The sequence below is a fragment of the Olivibacter domesticus genome (assembly GCF_900109575.1).
GTDB lineage: Bacteria > Bacteroidota > Bacteroidia > Sphingobacteriales > Sphingobacteriaceae > Olivibacter > Olivibacter domesticus.
In genome coordinates this window covers 1,938,294-1,960,486 of record NZ_FOAF01000001.1, presented here as the reverse complement: position 1 = coordinate 1,960,486, position 22,193 = coordinate 1,938,294, and the positions used below count along the sequence as shown (strand labels likewise).

The window sequence follows — 22,193 nt, the reverse complement described above, 5'->3', positions numbered from 1 at the left end:
TATCCATAAATATGTCTATAAAGTATAAGCCATAAGGACAGCTAAAGGTAATTACATTATAAGCAAGATTTTATTTTCCAAGTATTAATTGATAAAAAGCACATGAGCCCTAAGTTATCTCTTATCCTTTTCATTTGCTTTATTTATGCAAGCAACATATTGTATGGACAGGGCTATCGCGCCTTAACAGTAGAAGATTTTAAAGGCAAACCAACCTTACCTGAACCGTTTTTGGCTCAAACACAATGGAGAATTGGTTACAGCTATCAAGTGAGAAATGTTAATGGCCATTTTACGCTTGACTTTGTTGTGAATTTGAAGCTTGACGAAAAGGCTTCATGGATAAAAAGGAATAATATAAGGAACTTGGAGCATATGAAAGAATTAATATCACACGAACAAAAGCACTTTCAAATAGGAGCCATCATGCAGAAAGATTTACTTAGAACGCTGCGGAGTTATGTGTATACCGAGAATTATAAACAGGAAGCCAACCAATTATTCAACCAGTTGTTCGAAAACTATAAGCGTATTGAGTTAAGGTACGACAATGAAACAAGGCATATGTTAGATAGCGTAAATCAAGACCGCTGGAACATGTTAATAGAAAAAGCTTACCAAGATGGTTATCTAAAGGAAAGTGAAATCATTTAAATAGCATCTTCCGTCGCTTGCTATTTCTTTTTAATCAACCTACTTCTGTTCACTTACGCATTTGGAGTAAGCGTCCCACCATGTCTCAAGTGATCTGATTACAGGAATCAATGTTTTTCCAAGTTCCGAAAGTTTATATTCAACTCTTGGAGGTGACTCCGCATAAGCTTTCCGACAAATGATCCCATCCCGTTCTAACTCCCTTAATTGGGTAGTTAGTGTAGCTTGTGTAATCACATTTTCCATTTCACGTTTGAGTTCACCGAACCTTTTTGGGCAATCATTGTATATTGCGTTAACGAGTAAAACCTTCCATTTGCCACCAATCACTTTAAACACGTTTGTCACAGCACAGTTATTTTCTTTTAGATTTAATTTTTCAGGATTTTCAATGCCCTCATTATCAATAATAGTATTGTTTTTCATACCTAGTATCATTTACCGAACTACTTGTGGAGGCGAATGAAAGCGGCCACCTTAGCTCCATAAAGATAAATAAATAAGGTAAAATACATGAAAAGGATTAGTAAATGGTTCCTCCTCTTAATAGTTTCGTCCGCAATATTTTTGTCGGTCATAGATCTCTTCATTGTAAATGTTGCCATTCCTTCCATTAAAAAGGGTATAAGGGGCACCGATAGTGATATACAATTGGTCATTGTATTATATGTTATTGGCTATGCCGCCTTCCTTATTACAGGTGGACGAGCAGGAGATTATTTTGGTAAAAAGAAAGTGTTTATCACAGGTATACTGATTTTTACATTGGCCTCTTGTATGTGTGGTTTATCACAAAACGCTTTACAAATTAATACTGGGCGTTTATTACAAGGTATCAGTGCGGCGTTTATGGTTCCACAAGGGGTTGCATTTATACCGATACTTTTTCCAGATATCAAGGAGCGTGAGAAAGCACTTGGTATTTACGGAAGTATAGCAGGCACGGCATCTGTTATAGGCCAATTTCTTGGCGGAATTTTACCAGACACACATTTTTTTATCGAAGGATGGAGGTTAGTATTTTTGATTAACCTTCCGATAGGTATTCTCTCTGCTCTTTTGGCATTTAAATTTCTGGAAGGAGCGAGCACAAAAGGGAATGTAATGGTGGATAATAAAGGAGCACCTCTAGCTTCAGCGGAAATAAACAGCAATAGGTCTGGTCAAGCAGAAATAAGTAAAAAACATTGGAAAGGTTTCAATTTTATCGGACTAGGTTTGATGATCTTTTCACTCATCTCACTCATTTATCCCATCATTCAGGGGAGAGAATTGGGATGGCCAAACTGGAGCGTTGTAATGCTCGTATTGTCACTTTTAACGTTATTAGCATTCTTATACAATCAACGGAAAAGATTAGCTGTAAAGAAGGATGCGTTAATCAATATCACACTCTTTAAAAACAGAAATTTTAATATTGGGTTATGTGCAGCGCTATTTTATTATATGGTTCAAGATTCGTATTTCCTTATCAATGCGCTCCAGCTACAAACAGGTTTAGGAATCAGTTCTTCGCTAAGTGGTTTTTACTTTGTTTTTCAAGGAGTAGGGTATGTAGTAGCTTCTTTTATTTCCATTAAGTTGGTGCCACATTATGGCAAATATGTATTACTAAGTGGTATAGGAATTATGATCATATCGCTTGTTTTTCATTTGGTGGTTTTACAGTCTCATGTGGTCAGCACGGCGCTTACCTTACCCGTTTTATTTGTCTACGGTTTAGGGTGCGGTTCGGTATTGCCTACGATGTTCACTATATCGATGAAAAGTATTCCAGCTTCATTAGCAGGAGCGGCTTCCGGTATATATTTAACCTTTCAGCAAATAGCTATAGCTTTGGGTGTAGGTATTGTTGGCGGTCTATTTTTTCATGTGCTCGGAGATGATTTTACCACATCCAATTATTTAAAGGCATATCATACAGCTACTATAGCGAATATTGCGCTATTAATTTTGGTGGGCTTCATCTTATTTTTATTGCCAAGTACGAATCGTAATGGATTTAGTAGGTAACGAATAAATAGCAAAAGAAAAATTTAATATTAGCGTAATACCGTAAACTATAACTTGCGAGAATTTTAAATAAAAAGCCAAAATTGCATAATGAAAAAAAAATTATTTCTTCTTTTCGCTTCTTTCATAGTACTTACACTAAAAGCACAAGAACATAAGCACGTTATTCTGGTAACCATTGATGGTTTTCGTCCTGATTTTTATTTTGAAGATAAATGGAATACCCCAAATCTCAAGCAAATGCTACGAGAAGGTGTTCATGCTTATGGTGTTAACAGCGTTTTCCCATCTGTCACATACCCATCCCATACAACTATTGTAACAGGTGTACAGCCGGCAGATCACGGTATTTATTTTAATGGTGTTTTTGAGCCAGATAGCACAACAGGGAAAATTTACTGGAATTTTAATGAGATAACATCGCCAACTATTTGGAAAGCAGCAAAGTCTGCCGGTTTAAAAGTAGCTTCTTTAATGTGGCCAGCTTCGGCGGGAGCACCCATTGATTTTAATATTTCCGATATAGGAAGCATGGGCGAAGAAGTCAGAGAAAAGTATGCATGGCCTAAGGGGATTATGGATACTATTAGAAGAGAGGTTTTTTCAGGCAAGCAGGAGATTAAATGGGGTGAAGACGAGTATAATGCGCAAACTGCGGCTTGGGTCATCCGCAACAAGAAACCGAATTTAATGACCATACATCTTATCTCAGTTGATCATGCAGAGCATACCGTAGGACGGGAAGGGCAAATGGTAGAAGACGCAATACATGAAGCGGATAGGAGCATCGGAATCATTAGACAAGCCATTAAAGACGCAGGAATGGAGCATAACACCTTGCTCATAGTTACCGGCGACCATGGATTTTATAACGTGGAAAAATCAATAAATCCAAACGTTTGGCTGGCGAAAGCGGGTTTATTAGATCCGCAGGATGAAAGTAATTGGAAGGCCCGATTTTTCCAGGTAGGAGGAGCTGCCTTTCTTTTTTTAAGAGATGAACACGACCAGCAAACTAAGAAGCAAGTGTTGAAAATGCTGAAATCATTGCCTTCGGAAGAGAAAAAATATTTCCGGATAGTAGACGCTGCGCAAATGAAAGAAATAGGTGCTAACCCACATGTCTCTTTTGCGCTTTCAGGTTTATCAGGAGCGGCCTTTGGCAAAGAAGTGACCGGAGAGGCTATACTTTCCGGAGAGGGGGGAACACACGGTTATTTTCCTAACACAAGGAATATTCAAACGGGTTTTATTGCTATAGCACCAAATATAAAAAAGGGATTGGAAATCAAGCAATTAGATCTAAGAGATGTAACCGTATTTGTAAAAGAATATTTGAATTTGGATTTACCAACGGCTAGAGGAAGATCTTCTGTCAAATATTATAATGCTGTGAACTAATTGCTTTAGCGAATTTTGAAAGTACAACATATTGTAGGCAAACGCTGTCTTTTTAGAGGCCGCGTTTGCTCCATTGGAAAATGCTGTAATTAATTGTCTCCTAACTTATGTGCCAATAATGTGAAGTCTTCCCGACTTTAACGGGCCTTATTTGGAATAATTTATCTTTTTTACATAAGATACAAACATATCATACTATTTCCTTGTAGATTTACTAAATGTTAAATTAGGACATAAATACGATGATTTCATTCCCACTGTTTTTCCCGAAAAATAAAAAGATTAAAGAAACAATTACCGTTTTATCAGCAGACATTGGAGGAACTAAAACCAGCCTTGGTTTATTTGTAACAGCGAATGGAAAATTAAAACCATTAAAAGATGCCACATTTTCTTCAAAGCAGCATTCCTCTTTTTATGATATAGTGAAGCTATTTCTCAAAGAAAATAAATCCAATTTACCAGATGTTCTTTCCATTGGGGTAGCAGGCCCAGTAGTAAACGGAACAGTTAAACTAACTAATTTATCTTGGACCTTAAATACGGACGAATTAAAACAAAAAACCGGTATTAGAGCGGTTTATTTATTGAACGATCTGGAAGCAACAGCCTACGGTTTGGCCGGTGTGAGAGATGATGACCTAGCTTATATCTATAATAGCAAACAAGTAGCAAACGGGAATATGGCCGTTTTAGCACCAGGGACGGGTTTAGGAGAAGCGGGCATGTTTTGGGATGGGAGCGCTTATCGGCCCTTTGCTACTGAAGGTGGGCATAGTGAATTTTCACCGCGTAATGATTTAGATATTGAATTACTTCGCTTTTTACGTGATCAATATGAAATAGTCAGTTGGGAACATCTTCTTTCAGGTGCTGGTATATACAATATTTATAGATTTCTACGTGATGTGAAAGGGTATAAGGAACCGGCATGGCTTAGCGAAAAATTGGAAACTGAAGACCCGGCGGCGGTTATTAGCCATACCGCAATGCGTGCATTAAATGACGGCTGCGTACTTGCAATGGAGAACTATATTACCTATTTAGCAAGAGAGGCTACTAGTTTAGTGCTAAAATTAAAAGCGACAGGAGGTTTGGTTCTAGGGGGTGGTATCCCACCGAAAATATATCCCTTATTGCGTAGCGAATTATTTCATCAACAGTTTCAGAAAAGTGATCGGATGGAATTATTATTGGGAGATGTACCTATTTATATAATTTTAAACAGCAAAGCAGCATTAGTAGGCGCTGCCTATTATGGTGCCTATGGTGCCGTGTAAATTTTTCTTGTATTTACGGGTTGGAAGCAAGGTTTATTTCTACTTCCGACGCGATAAAAAGAAATGAAATTTTGATAAGACAATCTGTTCGCTGAATTCGATAAGAATAAAAAAATACCAATTAAACAGCATAAAAAGCTAAAATAGCTAAATTTATTGCAGATCAATTTGTTTATTTTTACCATCACCCCGTTTTTTATGGGGTTCTCTATTTTTTGAGAATTTCTCTTAACCAATGATATATACTGCAGAAATGAAGTGTCCCCAATTATTGAAGATGTTCTTAACATCATGTTTCGTTCTAGTTATTGTTTTTTGTCTATCCATGCCGTCGAGGGCACAGCAAAAAGATAATAAACCTGCACGTGTTGAATGGTTCCAAGATTTGGCCTTTGGTATGTTTATTCATTGGAATGTAGATGTGTCTTTAGGAACCGTAATCAGCCATTCGCTTGCAGGGGCTTCTGACGATTATGTGGAACGATACATCAAAGAACTACCCAGTTTTTTCAATCCAACAAAATTTAATCCCGATGAATGGGCAAGGCTTGCAAAATTAGCAGGAATGAAATATGTGGTTTTCACGGCTAAGCATCATTCGGGTTTCTGTATGTTTGATACTAAAACTACTTCATTTAATGTCATGAACACCCCTTTAAACAAAGATGTTGTTCGTGAAGTGATATCGGCATTCCGTAAACAAGGCATCGCTATTGGTATTTATTTTTCGCCAGAAGATTTTTACTTTTTTCATAAGCAAAAGCTTCCTATAGGGCGTCTGCAACACCCCATGCATTACCCAAAGAACAATAAGGCGCTCTTTGACTATGATAAAGCACAAATTAAGGAGCTGCTGACCAACTACGGGGATATCGATATTCTCTTTTTTGATGGCCCGGGAGATGGGCTTCGGGAATACGCCTGGACACTCAATCCAGACCTTGTGATCACACGGGATCTTATGAAAACACCCGAACAGAATATTCCGGATGCGCCATTGCCAAGACCTTGGGAAGCTTGCTATACCATGGGTACAGATTGGCAATATAAACCTACCAATGACCCCCATAAATCAGGCACAGAAATTATTGATATGTTGATAGAAATTCGAGCAAAAGGTGGGAATTTCCTTATGAATGTAGGGCCAAAGCCGGATGGAGAGATACAGATTGAGCAGCAAAACTTGTTAAGGGAGGTGGCGCTGTGGAATTTTGTTAATCGGGAATCGATTTATAAGGTAAAACCCTTGCCGATTATTAGAGATAAAAATATTTGGTTTACACAGTCGAATGATGATCATGCAATCTATGCCTTTGTGACCCGTAAAACGCCATCTGATTGGGCATATGGTGAACGGCGAGCGTTTGTGTTGCCAATGATAGAGGCAAATGAGGACACCAAGGTTAGCATTCTCGGATATAAAAGTGAATTGGTGGAATATCGTGAAGGATACCCAGCTAATTTAATAGCGGCACCTACCAAGCTTGGTTTAACCATCAGCGCCGTAAATGGTCAAAGACTTTATACAAATAACCAATGGCCAAATGCGGTTGTTTTTAAAATTGAAAATGCCACCTTCAAAAAATCAGCACAAACAAAAGAAAATAAAAACACTATGGATGGGGCAAAGTGATAGGTAGTGTTATTTTATTATAAATATTTTCTTTTCAGGTAAGCTAATGGAGATTTTCTTTCCAAGCCATTCAATGCTGGTTTTTCCCTCATAAATTAATCCTTCTACAAAGAATGTCTTTGGGTTTACCACTTTGGCGAGATCATTTTCGGTTTTAATGGATGCAATAGTGCCTATTAGAAATTTATTGCTTTTAGTGGAATCAAATTCACTTTTTCTGTCCTGAATATCAAATTGCGTGCTATCTAACTGAAGCGGTTCCATAAATCTGGCGTTCAGCCAAAAAGAATTCTTACCGGCGCCGGCGTCTAAGAGCACTTGCGCGCTGATTTTGTCGTTTAGCTTAACATTTGTAAAGATGTCAAGGGCTTTATCTGCGTAGTTTGCAATTTGAATATCAATATACTTCCTTTTGTCAGCAGCAGTTAACTCATCAAATGATAGGGTCTGTTTTTCATAGTCGATCGTGATAGGTGTGTTTTGAAAGGCCTGAAGAGAAATCAAGCCATCGATATCTCCAAATTCCAAATCGAAAGTGCTATATAATTGGTTTTTAAAATGCTGATTGCCAATAATTAAATCTTTAGCATAATGAATAAGTACCGTTAGTGCTTCACCGGTAGCGCGGTGGGCAATGAAAAAGTTATACGATTTTTTTGGATTCAATTTTTCGGCAAATTTTTTAAATAATAGATTATGGCCGGCGCCAGTGTCAAAAATAAATTTTCCTTCTACTCCATCTACTTTTGCTTGAATGATGATATGACCCGATTCCATTAAGGTAAACGGTACGCTGTTTATGTTCGTTTGCGATTTTGCAGTTAAACTCGTTAAAAGGAATAGGATCATTATTATTTTTTTCATCTGTTAATAATTGATTCCATCGGTCAGATGGACGGTTCATTTTTTATAGGTTTACTTTTGGAGTATGAATAATGCTTCTCAAATTTAAAAATATTTCCTAATGCAACCTAACGAAAGGTTGTAGGAATTGTATTTCGGCAATACCTTGATTAACTTACGATTATTTTTCTTGTTAATACAATGTTAAACTACTCCATATACTGTTTTGTAGCTTATTCCGTACTTATATTTGCATACACTTATTAAATTTTTGAATGAATTTATCTTATCTAAAGCTTACACCAGCGTTGTTAATAGTTTTTCTTGTGTGTTCCTTTTCGATTAAAGCTCAGGAGCTTAATGATATTGATACACATGATATCGTACAAAAACTTGCCGCCAAACTAACCGAAGTTTATCCTTTTCCTGAGATAGCTGAGCAATATAAAAAGACCCTTTTAAAGAAGGAAGTGAAGGGACAATATAAAAACTTGTCTGAAGATAGTTTGGCAGTTAAACTTACCCATGATTTACGTGAAATACATAAAGATGTGCACTTACGAGTTATGAGAAATGAAGACACCTACAGAAGGCTTACCACTCCCGAAAAAAGAAGGTCTGAAGACAATGTAGAATTAGCTCGAATGAAGAAACAAAATTATGGTTTCAAAAGCGTGGAAATAAATGGTGAGACCTCTACAGCGTATATTAATATTCCTGGGCCTTTTTGGGGTAATCAAGAAGCATTTGAAATGGCTGCGGCTGCTATGAATATGGCTGCTTATAGTAAATATGTTATTCTGGATATTCGCCATAATCCCGGAGGTACTGGCCATATGGGGCGGTTCATAGCTTCTTATTTTTATGAGGCTGGGAATGAAAAGTTTTATTTAAATGGCTTCTATAAAGATCGTAAGATGGATGAGCAGGAGTGGACCTATTCGTACGTTCCTGGCAGAAGAAATCCAGATGCGAAGGTTTACATTTTGGTGGGACCAGGCACTGGATCGGCATCTGAGGGCTTAGCTTATGCCATGCAGAAATTAGGCCGAGCAACCATTGTGGGTGATACGACTGCTGGCGCTGGTATTGCAGGTACATTCGTTCCATTGAAAAGCAATCTTATTGCCTTCGTTCCATTTAAGATGGTTATTGGCCCCAACTCAAATGAAGGTTGGGAAGGTATAGGCGTAATTCCTGATGTACAAACAGGTAAAGGGGATGCTTTAGAGGCAACGCGTAAACTTATCGAAAAAGATAGGGTAGAGGGGAAGTAATTTTATGCTGCTGGAAACTCGCCCAAGTTAATGGCTACAGTTTAGGTAACCCGTCTACGAATTCTGCTAAGGGCCTGTGGCGTTATGCCTATGTAAGACGATAAGTATTTTAATGGGATTTGTTTGATTAAATGCGGTTGCTCTTTGAACAATTTAAGGTATCGCTGCTCCGCTGATTCATTTAGAAATGAAAGTTCCCTTTTGGCTTTTTCTAAAAATAGACCTTCACTGGCATATCTGCCAATGGTGTTTCCAATAAGGGTTTCTGAATAAATATGTTGTAGGTCATCGTACGTCAAACGCCATAGTACGGTGTCGGTAAGTGTTTCTACGTGATAGGTTGAAGGTGTTTGCGTTAAAAATGAGCTGTAGCCGCTAACGAATGCGTTGTTAAATACAAAATCAAAAGTCAGCTCACTTTCTGTTTTCGGAATATAAAAGCGGATAATACCTTTTTCAATAAAGGAAAGGTGATTTTCCGTTTGTCCAGCTTTCAAGAGCAAGGTTTTTTTAGGAAATTCCTGTCGAATAAGTTTTGAGGAAAAAATATGCCAATCTCTATCGGTTAACCTAACTAATGTTTCAAAATATTCACGAATTTGTTCCATTACTGGGAGCGTTGTTTTAAAGGTATCGCAAAACTATTACATTTATCTACATTATTTATGTTTTTTGTTCATTTGTAAAATGAATATATGTCCTTATATTAAAAGGGTAAATTCATAAATGTTGGTACTGTGAATTTACCCTTCTATCTATAAATTCATCTTTTTTAATTTTACTTGTAGATAGTTACTATGCGTTTTCCTTTTTGAGATGATGAGAAGGAAATGCCCTACCATCTCTAAAATTACAGAGATGGTAGGGCATTATAATACCTATTCCACATATTTATTCCCAGCTAAATAGAAACGTTTAATTGCATAAGGAAGGTTTACAATTGATTCAACCGATGCATTAAATACTAATTCCTTTCCACTAGCAGTGTGTACTTTTTTTGTGGCTGGGTCAAAGACGGCCGCTTGCACTTTTCCTGTGCCATCATAATCACCAGGCACTGGTAAACTTTGCTTATCTCCCAGTTTAATGGTTGGTTTACCATGTATTAACCATTCACCTGTAGACGGACGATATACGGCGATATCTACTCTACCATCCCCGTCATAGTCTGCCGGTATCGGTATATCACCTGTTTGCCCAAAAGGAACGTTACCCAATTCACTAATATACCAGGTATAGTTGCTGAGACGTACGATTGCCGGTTCAGCTTTACCATCACCATCATAATCTGCCGGAACAGGGATGGATTCCGTCCAACCATGTTTAAGGGGCTCTTTATCCTGAATATACCAAGTACTATTACTGGGTCTCCATACGGCCAAATCGGTAATACCATCTCCATCGTAATCTGCTGGTACGGGTATATCACCTACTTTTCCGAGAGGTGCTATTTCCTTTCCCTGAATTTCAAAGGAACCCGTTTTTTTATGAAATACAGCCAATGACGCTTTGCCATCCCCATAATAATTTGCGGGAACAGCAATGTCCTCCTTACCTCCAAAATTTATTGCCGTGTCACCTATTTGCCAAGCACCCATTTCAAAGCTTGCCATTTCGCTGGTACCGTCATTGTTGAAATCAAAAATCCTTGTTGCAGCAGCCTCTCTGAACAATGGCTTTACAAATTCGCTATCTCCGTCACGCTCGTAAGTCTTGTGGTATGGAGAAAGCGTTTTAACCTGAATAATATCGCGATCTGGATGGAAAGTCATTAAACGCATCAATCCATTACCACCCATAGGTCTGCTCTGATAATCGGACAAAAAGGTTTTAATGGTGCTACCGGCATAGGTGTCTTGTCTAAATCCCTCACCATTATCACCCACATGTCCACAGAGCATCATAAAGACATTAGGTTTTGTTTTCAAGCGATCGTAAATACGTTGCCCTTGTTTACCGAAAGAGGCTTCACCGGCTAAATTAGTGCCCGCCAATTTATTGTTGCTTATAAGATAATGGCTCACAATAATAGCCTTTCTATCGGCATATTTCTCTAATACCTCAACAGCCCAATTATTCAAGGCATCTATGTTTTCATCAAAGGCATCAAACTCTAGATAGATCGCCACAAAATCTATTCCCCCGCCGGAAAATAGATCGTAATGGCTATCATTGTCTTCACCATAATGATCGCCGTAGTACGGACGGCCTTTAAAATGGTCGATACCAAAGTATTTGTTGTAATAATACGTTTTTCCGCTAATGGCAAATTGACTTGGATATTGATCATGGTTTCCTACCGCCATGCCATAGGGAATACCATTAGGAAGACCCGGCTGTGGCTTCTCAAGAGGATACATTGCCTTTACAGCATTTTCCCATTGTTTCGGAGCACTATCACCATCATCCGTTATATCACCCAGGTGGATCACATAAGCAATATTTTCTTTCTCTCTATTCTCGATGATCCACTGCGTTTGCGCTTCAAACAACGCATTGCTTCCTCCCTGGCTTTCTTTGGTGTTGTATTGGGTGTCAGGAATAACAGCTATCGAAAAGGATTTACCTTTTTGCCTTTCATCATTGGATGCACTTTTAAATGCCATTAAGCTTGAACAGCTGTATACTAAAAAGAAACCTATAATATGTTTTATTTTCATAATGATTTGAGTATTAACTTGCGAATGACCACGTTACATTCATTTCTAAATTCAATCTGCAGGCGAAGTGGTAACCATCTATCATACCAACAACTAGTAACTGACAACTAGCAATTAACAACTAGTTATACCCCGGATTTTGTGTTAGCGCGGGGTTTAGCTCTATTTCCGACTGAGGAATAGGATATAAAAGCCTAAACTCTTGTATCTGGTAAGCGCTTGGTAATAAATAGCTGTACTGCTTTTTAATCTCTTGTCCGTAGCGCTGCATTACAGTTAATGCTTGGCCTGTACGTACAAGATCATGCCAGCGATGGTTTTCAAAAGCCAACTCTACCCGTCTTTCGTGTTCTATAATGTTGCGAAGCGTACTTGAATTAGTTCCTGTTATGGGAGTTAAACCCGCTCTCGTTCGCACTTTATTTAAATATTCCAATGCACTGGCAGTATTTCCTCCCTCATTTTGTGCTTCTGCTAGTAAAAGTAGAGCGTCTGCATAACGGTAGATCGGCCAGTTATCGTCCGTATTATTTTTATCTGCATGTGGATTTAAGTATTTCTTGATAAATGGAACACCTACTTTACCGTCAGGTGCTTGATAATTCTCTATACTTTTATACGCACTAAGCTGGAAATTTAAACTGGCATTGTAACTTCCTTCTGCGATACCAATTGAAGCATCTTTACGTTTATCGCCCACTTCATAAGCAGCTATTATATCTGACGTGGGTGTGTTCCAACCGCCAGAACCTGTATTATTTGTTGCAACGCCAAAGGTTATTAAACCTGTATTTAAACAACGAGGTAGAAAAGAGTAAATAAAATTACTTTGTTGTCCGCCTTGCAAGCCCTGCTGATATTGTACCTCAAAGATTGACTCCTTGCTGTTTTTATTGGCTGTTGAAAATACATCTGCATAATTTGGTAACAGGTCGTATCCCATGGTTGTAAGACCATTAAGCTGCTCAACTGCTTCTGTATATTTTTTCTGTGTCATGTATACCTCGCCTAACAGCATAATGGCCGCGCCTTTGGTCGCCAAGCCACTTTGCGGGAATTTATCGGGCGCACTCAGCTGATTGACGGCGGATTGAGCATCACTTATAACCTGTTGATATACCTCTTCAGCAGTAGATCGAGCCAGAAATGCATCATCCGCTTTGATCACCTCATGAAGGAACAGCGGTACACCACCGAAATAGCGGACCAGCTTAAAATAATTAAATGCCCGCAAAAATTTAGCTTGTCCTTCGATATCATTTCGGGCACTTTCGCTTAAATTTACGGAGCCGATACGATCCAATACTATGTTGGCCATGGAAATGCTCTTATAACAATGAAAATACACTGCATTTACATAGGCATTTCTTGGCTCGTCAAGGAAGTCGGCTATATTTTCGCGGAACACATAGGCCGTGCCCCGGTTGTTGGAGAGAAATTCGTAGTGCGTATTATCAGATCGCATTTCAGCGGTATAGAAATCATTTACAAGGAGATCACGTAAGGGCGTATATGCTGCCGTAAGTGCTTGTCTAAACTGCTCTTCGGTTTGATAGAAGGTAGCGCCCGAAGGCTGGTCCTCCGGAACAAGGTCTAGGTAATTGTTCTTGCAGGAAGATAAGACAACTAGCAATAGGGCGATTAAAATGTTCAATGTTTTCATTTGCTTTATGTTGAACTTTTGTCTAATTATTTTATTGTTAAACTTAAACCCAATGAATAGGTGCGTGGCACAGGATAGGCGTTTTCATCTATACCGATACTTGTGCCGTTTAATCCGTCTAAACTAACCTCGGGATTTATACCCGTGTAACCGGTAATAATGAAGGCGTTTTGAACAGAGGCATACACACGCAATTGGTTTAATAATTTATTGTTCTGTATATTGAAACGGTAACCAAGGGTGATGTTATTTACCTTCAAGAAGGATCCACTTTCTACCCATTGACTGTTTACATTTCTACCCATTACGGTGGTACCTGTCATGGTACGGGGGTAAACGCCAGATCCTGGGTTTTCGGGTGAACGCCATCTGTCTTTCGCTGCAGCTAAAATCATACGAGCACCATCTAGATTGGTTAAGTAAGCCCACTTAGAAGGGGTAATGATTTTACCACCGGCAGAACCATTGATGGCTATTCCCAGATCGAAATTCTTATAACTAAAATCGTTAGTGAAGCCAAATAAGAAATCAGGATTTGGATCACCAATAAACGTGCGGTCGTTATCGTCAATAATACCATCACTATTTATATCTCGCATTTTGATAGAGCCTACACTAGAGCTGACGTGTTTAGCTGTGTTTTCAAAATCAGCTTCATCCTTGTACAGGCCGTCAAATACAAAACCATAAAACATTCCTAAGGGCTGCCCTTCTTGGTTGCGGTAATAATCGGAGCTAATGGTGTTGTTACGACGTAAAAAACCTGGACTTACGAGCGATTGGATTCTGTTTCTATCAAATGAAATATTGAAGCTGGACGACCAGGTAAGTTGGCCAAATTGATTGTTACTGCGTATGCTGAACTCATGGCCCCAAAATTTAAGTACCCCAATATTAGCAATAACACTTGAGAAACCAGATGCTTGCGGAATAGGGCGGGCCTGTATAAGTCCGTCTGATACTTTGTGATAATAATCATATGTAAAGGCCAAACGGTTTTGAAAGAGTGAAAGGTCAAGACCTATATCGAACTGTTTGTTTCGTTCCCATCCTAATTCAGGATTCCCTAAACTACTAATTGTTAAACCTGGCGTTAACGTGCCGTTTACAATGTAATTGTAGTTGCCTATATTAGCTATGTGGGTATAGTTTCCTATGTTATTATTCCCTGTAATGCCGTAGCTGCTTCTTATTTTTAACAGTTCAATAGCTTGCCAATTCCTCATAAAATTCTCGTCACTTACTACCCAACCGACAGATATGGATGGGAATACACCGTATCTTTTGTCCTGTCCGAAACGGGAAGAGCCATCATAACGCATGGCTGCGGATAATAAATATTTTCCTTTATAGTGGTAGTTAAGTCGACTGATAGTGGATAACAAAGAGTAGGCTGTCGTATTGCTGCTGCCCTCACTAATAACAGGTGCAGCACTGATCCATTCAACATCATCATTAGGAAAGTTGGTACCAGTAAGGCTATTACCTTCTTGATTGAAACGTTGTGCTGAATAACCAACTAAGGCCTCTAGGTAATGATCGCCAAAGCGTCTGTTATAATTCAGGTAAGTTTCGGCCGTATAGCTGTAGTTACTTACCGAACTGCTTGAGCCGGTAGCAATATTACTGGCTGTTATGGACGCCGGGATGAATCGGTTCCGGGTCTCAGCGCCCATATCTAATCCGAGATTTCCTTTAATGCTTAATCCTTTGACGATCTCATAATTTACATAGGCGTTGCCCAACATACGGGTGGTTTTATAATCGTCCTTTGTCAGCATATACTGCTTGTATGGATTTACGTTCGCTACCATGCCTGGAGAATTAACATATAATGGCATTTCTCCATTTTCATCTATTGGCGCAATGAGCGGACTCGCTTCTGATGCCTTTTGGATCAAACCACCCACACCTTCTGTTTGTAAGCGATTATTGTGATCTAAACGATAACTCGGCGCAAAATTGATACCTAGCTTGAGCTTGTCGTTATTTAAGCGCAAATCTTGATTAAAGCGCAGGGAGAATAATTGAGTCCCTGTGTTGATCACAACACCTTGCTGATTTTGATAACCCATTACGACCGTGGAGGACGACTTTTCGCGTGCTGAAGAAATCGTTAGGTCATAATTCTGAATGGGTGCTGTACGTGTTAAGACATCAAACCAATTGGTACCTTCACCATAACGATCGGGATTTTCATAGACAGGGTCAAGTTTGCCTTTGTAATTTTCGTATTTAACGCGATCTTCGAAATATTCATTTTGAAACTGAGCAAATTCCCGGGCTGTCATCATTTTCGGAATCCCTTTCTGCGGGATTTTCTGAACGCCGTAGAAACTGTTAAAATCCACTTTCGCGTCACCAGGCTTTGCATGTTTTGTAGTGATTAGTACTACACCATTGGCTGCTCTCGACCCATAAAGAGAACTGGCTGACGCATCTTTTAGAATGGTGTACGATTCAATTTCTGCCGGATTGATATTATTAATACTTCCTGTGATGGGCATTCCATCAATTACAAATAAAGGTTGATTGCCTGACGATAAGGAAGCAGCACCCCGGATGCGGAATTCCATACCTCGGCCCGGTTGTCCATTTGGTTGCCCCACCTGTACACCTGCTACTTTTCCTTGTAATTGCTGTGCAAACTGACCCACGGGCATACTTTGAAGACTACTGGCATCAAGATCCACTATAGATCCGGAAATTTCACGTTGGCGTTGCTGTCCATAACTCACTTCAACCTCCTTTAACACTCCCATTCCTTTTAGAACGGGATTGAGTGTATATCGTTGATTTTCTGAGAGAACAATGTTTTCGAATTCACGTGATTGATACCCTATGTAAGAAACGTTGACGATATAAGTGCCTGGCTTTAAGGAAAGGGAGAATTGCCCTTGTTCATTAGCCATTGACCCTTGATTGCTGCCCTTTACCCGAATACTTGCTCCAGGAAGAGAAATTCCAGACTCATCGGTTACCGTGCCACTTATAATAGCAGGTATGGCAAGGGGCTTTACGTATATATACTGCCCATTTTGCTGAATAGTTAAGGCATAATTTTCTGCAAGAAAAGTTAATAAGTCGGCAGCATTTTGCTGTTTGGTAGTTAACGTTATTTTTCTGTTGCTTTTGATAGCTTTTGGGTTATACATCATCGTAAAACCGCTTTGCTCCTGTACAGATTGCAATACTTCATCGAGTGTCAGTTGTGGTGCGCTCATGTGTATCTGTACGTCACTCAGCTGTTGGGCATGGCCTTTTTTGGCGAGAAGTGTGCCAGCAGTGAGCGTTAGAATAATAAAGGCTAATGACGAAATTTTCATAATGAGTAGGCCGTATAAAAAATAACCTTTTAAAATTTTTACCATATATTTATATGTTTTTAATGTTTTGAAAGCAATTGGAAACAGACTGCCGGAGTTGTTAGCGCAATTCCGGCTTATTCATTTTGGTTGATTTTTTTCAGTGTTTTATGAGTACCTCCTTGTCGTTAATGGTGTAAGTAAATGGATTTATTTTACTGAGTGCTTGTAATACTGTGTGTAGTGATTCATTTTTAAAAGTGGCGGTGAAGGCTATATTTTTGGGTTGGTGTCTTGTGAATGTTATTTTAATATTATACCAATCTTCTAGCTGCTGCTTTACCTCTAGGAAAGAGGCATCTCGGAAAACAAGCACCTGCTCTTTCCATGCAATAAAGTCGCTTACCTTAACTTGCTTTTCGTGATAAATTTGATTTAATACCGCATAACTTAACTGTTTGCCAGCAGTATAATTACCTAATATACGTTCCTTGCCTTTTCTTTCTTTGACTTGTACAGCACCTGTACTCACACTTAATACATAGTTGCCCTCGTAATCGAGCGCTCGGATATTGAAGGAAGTACCCAGTACTTTTGTGTCTATGTACATGGTATGGACAATAAAGGGACGCTGTATTTCCTCCTTTACCGCAAAAAATGCCTCTCCTTTATCAAGGAAAATTTCTCTCACAGTGTCTGTTAAATTTTTGCTATATCGTATAGATGAGTTGCCGTTTAGCCAGATAATACTACTATCGGGAAGCGTTAGTTTAGCCTTTTGGCCAGGTGTTGTATGATAGGAGAAATACTTCGTATTGGTTTTATTGGAAATAGGTTGATTTTTTTGCTGTACCCATAGAAATGCGAAGTAAGCAAAAAGGGATAACAAGACGGAAGCCGCTATTTTCCAGGTTGTTATTAAATGGAATATATTTCTTTTCTTTTGTGTATAATTTGTTTTCCGGGCAATCTCCTCCAACATTTTTTGAGCGCTTGGAATTAACTGTGCTGGATTAAGTATAAAAGGTTTATCATTGACTTCTGCAAACCAGGCTTCTATAATGGCTTTTTCCCGCTCGGATGCTGTACCGGCTAAGTATCGTTCTAAAAGTGCATCTAATTCTTTTTCTTCCATATTGACGTGCTGTAACAGTCATATGAGTGTCTGAGAAGAAAAAGGTACTAGTTGAACTTGGTTATGAAATTATTAAGAAATTATGTGTTTAATATGAAAGTGTTGAGCAATTACTGTATATGATGAAGAATTATTAGTAAAAGGGCCTCCTTAAGAGCTATCCTTATTCTTTTGTTGGCAGTTACGAGCTGATTCTTTACTGTTTGTTCTGAAATTTCCAAATTTTCTGCGATTTCTCTTATACTGAGATCTTCTTCATTATGCAGCTTATAAATTTGTTGCTGACGGTTGGGAAGAGAGCTTACTTCTTTTTGAAGATGTTTCTCAAGTTCTTTGTAATCAAGGCGATCGTAGATCTGAAGTAGTGACGGAATAATATGAAGCCTATACTGTTCCGTTTTTTCCTGATTGCGAAGCGCTTGCTGTACCTTTCTGATGATTTCGTTTTTGGTCATCTGCATCAGGTAGCCACCTACATTTTGATTGATCAAATATTGTGGCGTTTTGCCCATAAATTAATAAATACTTCCTGTACCACATCTTTTGCTTCCTCCTCATCGTCCAAACGTTTTACAGCGAAAACATATAGCTGTTGCCAGTTTTGCTGATATAAGGTCTCGAAAGCGGACCCGTCTCCTTCTTTGATGCGTGTAATTAAATCTTGGCCGTACAGGGGTTCCATTAACATTATACCTGTAGGCAAATGTATTTTTTTAGATGTTATCCTAATGTTAAGCTTTTGCAGCTATTTTTCCGATCAACTGTATTGCTTTTCCGATTGGATTTACTTTTGTTTTTATTGTCATCGTGCTTATCCCTTTAGGGAATAATATGGTTCCAACCGACTTTGTGATAAATTCAATTAATATTACGACAGGTCTAATGAGAAACAGTTTGGTTTCAATAAGGGGAAAGGCAATGCCGGTCAGGAATATAGCTTTCCTGATCAGCTGAGTGCCAATTCTAAATGACCCGATGACATTCCCAATCAGGTTTACCTTGATGCTGATTTACTTTGTGCTTATTCCGGTTAACATTGACCTAATTCTGAATAGAAATAAAACCATATTAGTCGACTTCACCGCAATGCTGGTCAGCATTGTATGAATTTCAGGTAGGAATGATGCAGGCCTGATTTACTTGAAGCTAAACACTACAGGAATAAGATGATTTCTGATCAGCTTAAGGTAGTTCCTGATCAGTCTTATTGTTATGCTGACCTACTTCAGACTAAAGTTGGTATGCATTGTGCCATCGTTGACCGGGAGCGCAACGATTCCAATCGGGGAAGTGCTTATGCTGATCGGGGAAATTGTGAATTTTGTATTCAATAATGTTGTTTGTGCTAAGATGCGACCTATTCCAATATGGTTTTATAGTAGTAATTTCGACTGAAGGTAACGTATGATAAAACCAAACTGATTGGAAGGATGGTCCATACCAGTTGATACATAATGACAAAATGAAGAAAAAAGAATAAGATGAATATGGTCTTTATAAAAGTCTTTATTTTTAATCCGGTACGGTAAAGAAAACTGCGTAGCAACATCACTAAACTAAATCCCCACAGTGTGATGCCCAATGCTGAAAGAGAACTATAATGTGTGAAAAACCACATTATTTCAGGAAGTAAGAGGAGAAAGTAGTTGATGGTAAATCCAAAGAATAATGTCGTTTTAGGAATAGGGAAATTATATGAAAAAGAAAGATAATTGGTGTTGAATCGATATTCGTTGTAAATTAAAACAGTGTGCGTAATAATAACCATGAGCATAATAAGGAATGGCACTCTGATGTCGTTTTTTAGATCTGAAAACACCTGGAAAATGCCCATTATTAATAACCACGAACTAATTTTTGTAATGAGAAAAACTATTTTTGATTGATTAAATACATAAAATGTGTAGAGTGTAAAAAAGGGTTTTCTCCAATTCTTGACAAGTTTTATAAGAACAGAAATATTGTTTATATGATTTAATTTGTTAGTTATGTGCACATAGAACCATGAACTTGCTGCCGTAAGAAGTATTATAAAAAAGATAACAAAGAGGGAATGTAAATAGTAGCCATAAGCAATACCCACTATTACAGAATATATTGCATAAATTAATATCGGTAAGAATATTCTAAGTTGTACGATAAACCAGCTTTTTAACTGTGCCGATTTACTCGCGGCAGCAATACTATAATATAAAAACTCATTTTGAACAGATTGAAGTTGTAATGTTATATACTGCCAACTTTTAAGCGTATAAATGATGCATGCTAAAAAGAAAATAACAGTCATGATTGGTGTACTCAAAATAGTCAAGGTAATGGCAAGATTAAAAAAGGTAGCCTCTTCAGGACTTACTTTACCAAGGGTCTTGATGAAGAAGCAATAACTTATTAGGGTGGCAAATAAAAAAAATAGAAAACCAGCATGTGCTTTGAAGAAGCTTGAGGCAAAGGTTTTCGTTAATATTTTTGTTTGTGTAGACAACATCAATTAAAGAGGTTAATAGTTCGCTGGTCGATTAATAGCTCTTTGATCTGCGGTAGCGCCTGTTTATCCAATGGCTGATGTGATGACAGTAAAAAGCTGATTTCTCCTTCTTCGTGTTTGTCTTTTATAAACTGATAAAGTACTGCTAAAGATGCCTGGTCAATTGTATTCAATGGTTCATCTAAAAGTATTAACTTAGGGTTTCCCACGAAAGCAAGTACCAACGACAATTTTTTAAGCATGCCACTAGAATAACTTCCCAACGGTTCATGTAGATAAGCGTGCATGTTCATCCCCTCAATTAAATCATCTACTTGTTTGGCTGGAGCGTTCTTCGCTTCTTCAAATAAGGATATCATCTCAGTCCCCGTTAAAAATTCCGGAAAGATTGGTTCAGCATCTCCAAAATTCACCTTCCGCTTATAATTTGTGCTATCGCGTTTTAGATTTATACAGTCAAGCAATAATTCTCCTTCAAAAAATAAAAGACCACCAATAGATTTTAGCAAGGTACTTTTTCCTGAACCATTTGGCCCATGAAGCCAATAAATACCCGGTTCGATGGTGAAATCATTAATTCGGAGAACCGTATTAGCACCATAGGATTTGCTGAAATTGCTAAAATGTAACATGTTTAAATTCTTTGCTGATTATTGCAATTTAGAGCGGTGGGAAGATATTTTGTTACAGTAGGCGGCTATATTCCAGCCGGGATGGTTTTGAGCTTATTATTATTTTTATGATTTATTATTATGATTTATGTTATTTCAGTAATAGTTGTATTCTTCTGATATTTGCAAAACAAATTACCAAATATTGTTATTCCTTATAAAGGACTATATCATGAATATTAAAAAAGTATTTATAACAGGCGTTACAGGGTATATCGGAGGTTCTATTGCTTCTTTATTAATCAAACGCGGTTATACGGTAAGTGGACTATTTAGAAAGGACGCTGATGCAGATAAATTAAAAGCACTGGGTATTCTTCCAGTGAAAGGCAGTTTAGAAGATGCGCCATTGCTGAAAGCTGAATCACTTAAAGCAGATGCCGTCATCCACGCTGCAGATGCAGATGATCCCTATGCAGTGGATACATTTTTAGAAGCATTAAAAGGGACGGGTAAAACATTTATTTATACATCGGGATCAAGTATTTTAGGAAACAAGGATTATGGTGAGAAAAATGATTTTGTTTATACGGAAGATATTCCGCTAAAACCTCGTTTTGAGAAGGCGCATCGCATGGAGATTAATAATCATATTTTACTTGCTGCTAAAAATCGTGTGCGAAGTATTATTATTGTTCCTACTATGATTTATGGTGAAGGCTTTGGGCTGAAAAAAGAGAGTATTCAGGTACCTATGTTAGAAAGAGTTTCAAAAGAAAAGGGAGCAGGAATATACATTGAAAAAGGCGAAAACATATGGTCTAACGTGCATATCGAAGATTTGGCAAATCTTTATTTATTAGCATTGGAAAAAGCGAAAGCAGGTGCTTATTACTATGCAGAAAATGGTTCTTCATCACTAAAAGATATTGCACAAACGATTAGTGACCGAATGGGTGTAAAGGCTACTAAATCCATAACAATAGATGAGGGAGTCAAATATTTTGGTTTAGAAGGTGCTTATTTTGCGTTGGCTTCTAATAGCATATGCAGTGCAGATAAAGCACGCTTAGAACTTGGCTGGGCCCCAAAATATAGCTCCATACACGATTTTATTTAGTCGGCATCTAAAATTGATAAATAATACCGCAAAGGTTAAATGATCTTTGCGGTTTTTTGTTATTTAGAATTAATCAAAATAATTAGGTGGTTTAAGTTTTTTCTTTTTTATTT

19 protein-coding genes are annotated in these 22,193 nt (G+C 38.1%); 8 read left to right on the top strand and 11 right to left on the bottom strand.

Annotation, left to right across the window (positions count from 1 at the left end):
* Positions 1-102: 102 nt before the first annotated feature.
* Positions 103-654, top strand: coding sequence for a DUF922 domain-containing protein (locus tag BMY50_RS08660; protein WP_093322225.1), 552 nt, complete (start codon positions 103-105; stop codon positions 652-654).
* 39 nt (positions 655-693) lie between these two features.
* Here the strand turns inward: BMY50_RS08660 and BMY50_RS08655 are convergent, their stop codons facing one another.
* The gene (locus BMY50_RS08655) at positions 694-1,080 is read right to left on the bottom strand and encodes a winged helix-turn-helix transcriptional regulator (protein WP_093323706.1); all 387 of its coding nucleotides are present in this window, start codon (positions 1,078-1,080) and stop codon (positions 694-696) included.
* A gap of 87 nt (positions 1,081-1,167) precedes the next feature.
* Between BMY50_RS08655 and BMY50_RS08650 the strand changes: the two genes are divergently transcribed.
* The 4 genes from BMY50_RS08650 (at position 1,168) to BMY50_RS08635 (ending at position 6,981) form a co-directional block, all read left to right on the top strand.
* Positions 1,168-2,667: an MFS transporter gene (locus tag BMY50_RS08650; protein WP_093322221.1), complete on the top strand. Its 1,500-nt coding sequence runs from the start codon at positions 1,168-1,170 to the stop codon at positions 2,665-2,667.
* Between the two features lie 90 nt (positions 2,668-2,757).
* Entirely contained in the window at positions 2,758-4,068 is a 1,311-nt protein-coding gene (locus BMY50_RS08645; protein WP_093322217.1) for an alkaline phosphatase family protein, read from the top strand.
* Between the two features lie 242 nt (positions 4,069-4,310).
* The gene (gene glk, locus BMY50_RS08640; RefSeq protein WP_093322212.1) at positions 4,311-5,348 is read left to right on the top strand and encodes a glucokinase; all 1,038 of its coding nucleotides are present in this window, start codon (positions 4,311-4,313) and stop codon (positions 5,346-5,348) included.
* A 325-nt stretch (positions 5,349-5,673) separates the two neighbouring features.
* Positions 5,674-6,981, top strand: coding sequence for an alpha-L-fucosidase (locus BMY50_RS08635; protein WP_238383697.1), 1,308 nt, complete (start codon positions 5,674-5,676; stop codon positions 6,979-6,981).
* A gap of 9 nt (positions 6,982-6,990) precedes the next feature.
* Here the strand turns inward: BMY50_RS08635 and BMY50_RS08630 are convergent, their stop codons facing one another.
* Positions 6,991-7,845 carry a retropepsin-like aspartic protease gene (locus BMY50_RS08630; protein ID WP_093322205.1) on the bottom strand — a complete coding sequence of 285 codons (855 nt, stop codon included), beginning with the start codon at positions 7,843-7,845 and terminating at the stop codon, positions 6,991-6,993.
* Positions 7,846-8,099: 254 nt separating this feature from the next.
* Between BMY50_RS08630 and BMY50_RS08625 the strand changes: the two genes are divergently transcribed.
* The gene (locus BMY50_RS08625; RefSeq protein WP_093322200.1) at positions 8,100-9,101 is read left to right on the top strand and encodes a S41 family peptidase; all 1,002 of its coding nucleotides are present in this window, start codon (positions 8,100-8,102) and stop codon (positions 9,099-9,101) included.
* Between the two features lie 41 nt (positions 9,102-9,142).
* On the opposite strand, the gene BMY50_RS08620 is transcribed toward BMY50_RS08625, so the two are convergent.
* The 7 genes from BMY50_RS08620 to BMY50_RS08590 form a co-directional block, all read right to left on the bottom strand.
* A complete protein-coding gene (locus BMY50_RS08620; RefSeq protein WP_093322196.1) occupies positions 9,143-9,709 on the bottom strand; it encodes a Crp/Fnr family transcriptional regulator in 567 nt (188 codons plus the stop codon).
* A 270-nt stretch (positions 9,710-9,979) separates the two neighbouring features.
* Positions 9,980-11,761 carry a metallophosphoesterase gene (locus BMY50_RS08615; RefSeq protein ID WP_093322191.1) on the bottom strand — a complete coding sequence of 594 codons (1,782 nt, stop codon included), beginning with the start codon at positions 11,759-11,761 and terminating at the stop codon, positions 9,980-9,982.
* Positions 11,762-11,882: 121 nt separating this feature from the next.
* On the bottom strand, positions 11,883-13,424 hold the full coding sequence (locus BMY50_RS08610; RefSeq protein ID WP_093322186.1) for a RagB/SusD family nutrient uptake outer membrane protein: 1,542 nt from the start codon (positions 13,422-13,424) through the stop codon (positions 11,883-11,885).
* A 26-nt stretch (positions 13,425-13,450) separates the two neighbouring features.
* Positions 13,451-16,795 (bottom strand): SusC/RagA family TonB-linked outer membrane protein, encoded by a 3,345-nt coding sequence (locus BMY50_RS08605; protein ID WP_093322181.1) that lies wholly within the window; start codon positions 16,793-16,795, stop codon positions 13,451-13,453.
* A 94-nt stretch (positions 16,796-16,889) separates the two neighbouring features.
* Positions 16,890-17,864 carry a FecR family protein gene (locus tag BMY50_RS08600; RefSeq protein ID WP_093322177.1) on the bottom strand — a complete coding sequence of 325 codons (975 nt, stop codon included), beginning with the start codon at positions 17,862-17,864 and terminating at the stop codon, positions 16,890-16,892.
* A gap of 110 nt (positions 17,865-17,974) precedes the next feature.
* Positions 17,975-18,376, bottom strand: coding sequence for an RNA polymerase sigma factor (locus BMY50_RS08595; RefSeq protein ID WP_093322173.1), 402 nt, complete (start codon positions 18,374-18,376; stop codon positions 17,975-17,977).
* The gene (locus BMY50_RS08590; protein ID WP_139202237.1) at positions 18,352-18,567 is read right to left on the bottom strand and encodes an RNA polymerase sigma factor; all 216 of its coding nucleotides are present in this window, start codon (positions 18,565-18,567) and stop codon (positions 18,352-18,354) included. Before BMY50_RS08590 ends, BMY50_RS08595 begins: the two co-directional genes overlap by 25 nt.
* A 463-nt stretch (positions 18,568-19,030) precedes the next feature.
* Here BMY50_RS08590 and BMY50_RS28125 point away from each other — a divergent pair, with 463 nt between their 5' ends.
* Positions 19,031-19,198 carry a hypothetical protein gene (locus BMY50_RS28125; RefSeq protein WP_162276562.1) on the top strand — a complete coding sequence of 56 codons (168 nt, stop codon included), beginning with the start codon at positions 19,031-19,033 and terminating at the stop codon, positions 19,196-19,198.
* 23 nt (positions 19,199-19,221) lie between these two features.
* Here BMY50_RS28125 and BMY50_RS08585 read toward each other — a convergent pair whose 3' ends face one another.
* Both BMY50_RS08585 and BMY50_RS08580 read right to left on the bottom strand, forming a co-directional pair.
* The gene (locus BMY50_RS08585; RefSeq protein ID WP_093322165.1) at positions 19,222-20,349 is read right to left on the bottom strand and encodes a hypothetical protein; all 1,128 of its coding nucleotides are present in this window, start codon (positions 20,347-20,349) and stop codon (positions 19,222-19,224) included.
* Complete coding sequence (locus BMY50_RS08580; protein ID WP_093322162.1) at positions 20,349-20,981, bottom strand: ABC transporter ATP-binding protein; 633 nt, start codon at positions 20,979-20,981, stop codon at positions 20,349-20,351. Before BMY50_RS08580 ends, BMY50_RS08585 begins: the two co-directional genes overlap by 1 nt.
* A gap of 211 nt (positions 20,982-21,192) precedes the next feature.
* Between BMY50_RS08580 and BMY50_RS08575 the strand changes: the two genes are divergently transcribed.
* A complete protein-coding gene (locus BMY50_RS08575; RefSeq protein ID WP_202907769.1) occupies positions 21,193-22,080 on the top strand; it encodes an NAD-dependent epimerase/dehydratase family protein in 888 nt (295 codons plus the stop codon).
* The last annotated feature ends 113 nt before the right edge of the window (positions 22,081-22,193 follow it).

What these genes read in the sequence shown, in the direction of transcription:
- BMY50_RS08660 (WP_093322225.1), top strand. Translation starts at nt 103, where the DNA reads ATGAGCCCTAAGTTATCTCTTATCCTTTTCATTTGCTTTATTTATGCA.
- BMY50_RS08655 (WP_093323706.1), bottom strand. Translation starts at nt 1,080, where the DNA reads ATGAAAAACAATACTATTATTGATAATGAGGGCATTGAAAATCCTGAA.
- BMY50_RS08650 (WP_093322221.1), top strand. Translation starts at nt 1,168, where the DNA reads ATGAAAAGGATTAGTAAATGGTTCCTCCTCTTAATAGTTTCGTCCGCA.
- BMY50_RS08645 (WP_093322217.1), top strand. Translation starts at nt 2,758, where the DNA reads ATGAAAAAAAAATTATTTCTTCTTTTCGCTTCTTTCATAGTACTTACA.
- glk (WP_093322212.1), top strand. Translation starts at nt 4,311, where the DNA reads ATGATTTCATTCCCACTGTTTTTCCCGAAAAATAAAAAGATTAAAGAA.
- BMY50_RS08635 (WP_238383697.1), top strand. Translation starts at nt 5,674, where the DNA reads ATGCCGTCGAGGGCACAGCAAAAAGATAATAAACCTGCACGTGTTGAA.
- BMY50_RS08630 (WP_093322205.1), bottom strand. Translation starts at nt 7,845, where the DNA reads ATGAAAAAAATAATAATGATCCTATTCCTTTTAACGAGTTTAACTGCA.
- BMY50_RS08625 (WP_093322200.1), top strand. Translation starts at nt 8,100, where the DNA reads ATGAATTTATCTTATCTAAAGCTTACACCAGCGTTGTTAATAGTTTTT.
- BMY50_RS08620 (WP_093322196.1), bottom strand. Translation starts at nt 9,709, where the DNA reads ATGGAACAAATTCGTGAATATTTTGAAACATTAGTTAGGTTAACCGAT.
- BMY50_RS08615 (WP_093322191.1), bottom strand. Translation starts at nt 11,761, where the DNA reads ATGAAAATAAAACATATTATAGGTTTCTTTTTAGTATACAGCTGTTCA.
- BMY50_RS08610 (WP_093322186.1), bottom strand. Translation starts at nt 13,424, where the DNA reads ATGAAAACATTGAACATTTTAATCGCCCTATTGCTAGTTGTCTTATCT.
- BMY50_RS08605 (WP_093322181.1), bottom strand. Translation starts at nt 16,795, where the DNA reads ATGGTAAAAATTTTAAAAGGTTATTTTTTATACGGCCTACTCATTATG.
- BMY50_RS08600 (WP_093322177.1), bottom strand. Translation starts at nt 17,864, where the DNA reads ATGGAAGAAAAAGAATTAGATGCACTTTTAGAACGATACTTAGCCGGT.
- BMY50_RS08595 (WP_093322173.1), bottom strand. Translation starts at nt 18,376, where the DNA reads ATGGGCAAAACGCCACAATATTTGATCAATCAAAATGTAGGTGGCTAC.
- BMY50_RS28125 (WP_162276562.1), top strand. Translation starts at nt 19,031, where the DNA reads ATGATTTCTGATCAGCTTAAGGTAGTTCCTGATCAGTCTTATTGTTAT.
- BMY50_RS08585 (WP_093322165.1), bottom strand. Translation starts at nt 20,349, where the DNA reads ATGTTGTCTACACAAACAAAAATATTAACGAAAACCTTTGCCTCAAGC.
- BMY50_RS08580 (WP_093322162.1), bottom strand. Translation starts at nt 20,981, where the DNA reads ATGTTACATTTTAGCAATTTCAGCAAATCCTATGGTGCTAATACGGTT.
- BMY50_RS08575 (WP_202907769.1), top strand. Translation starts at nt 21,193, where the DNA reads ATGAATATTAAAAAAGTATTTATAACAGGCGTTACAGGGTATATCGGA.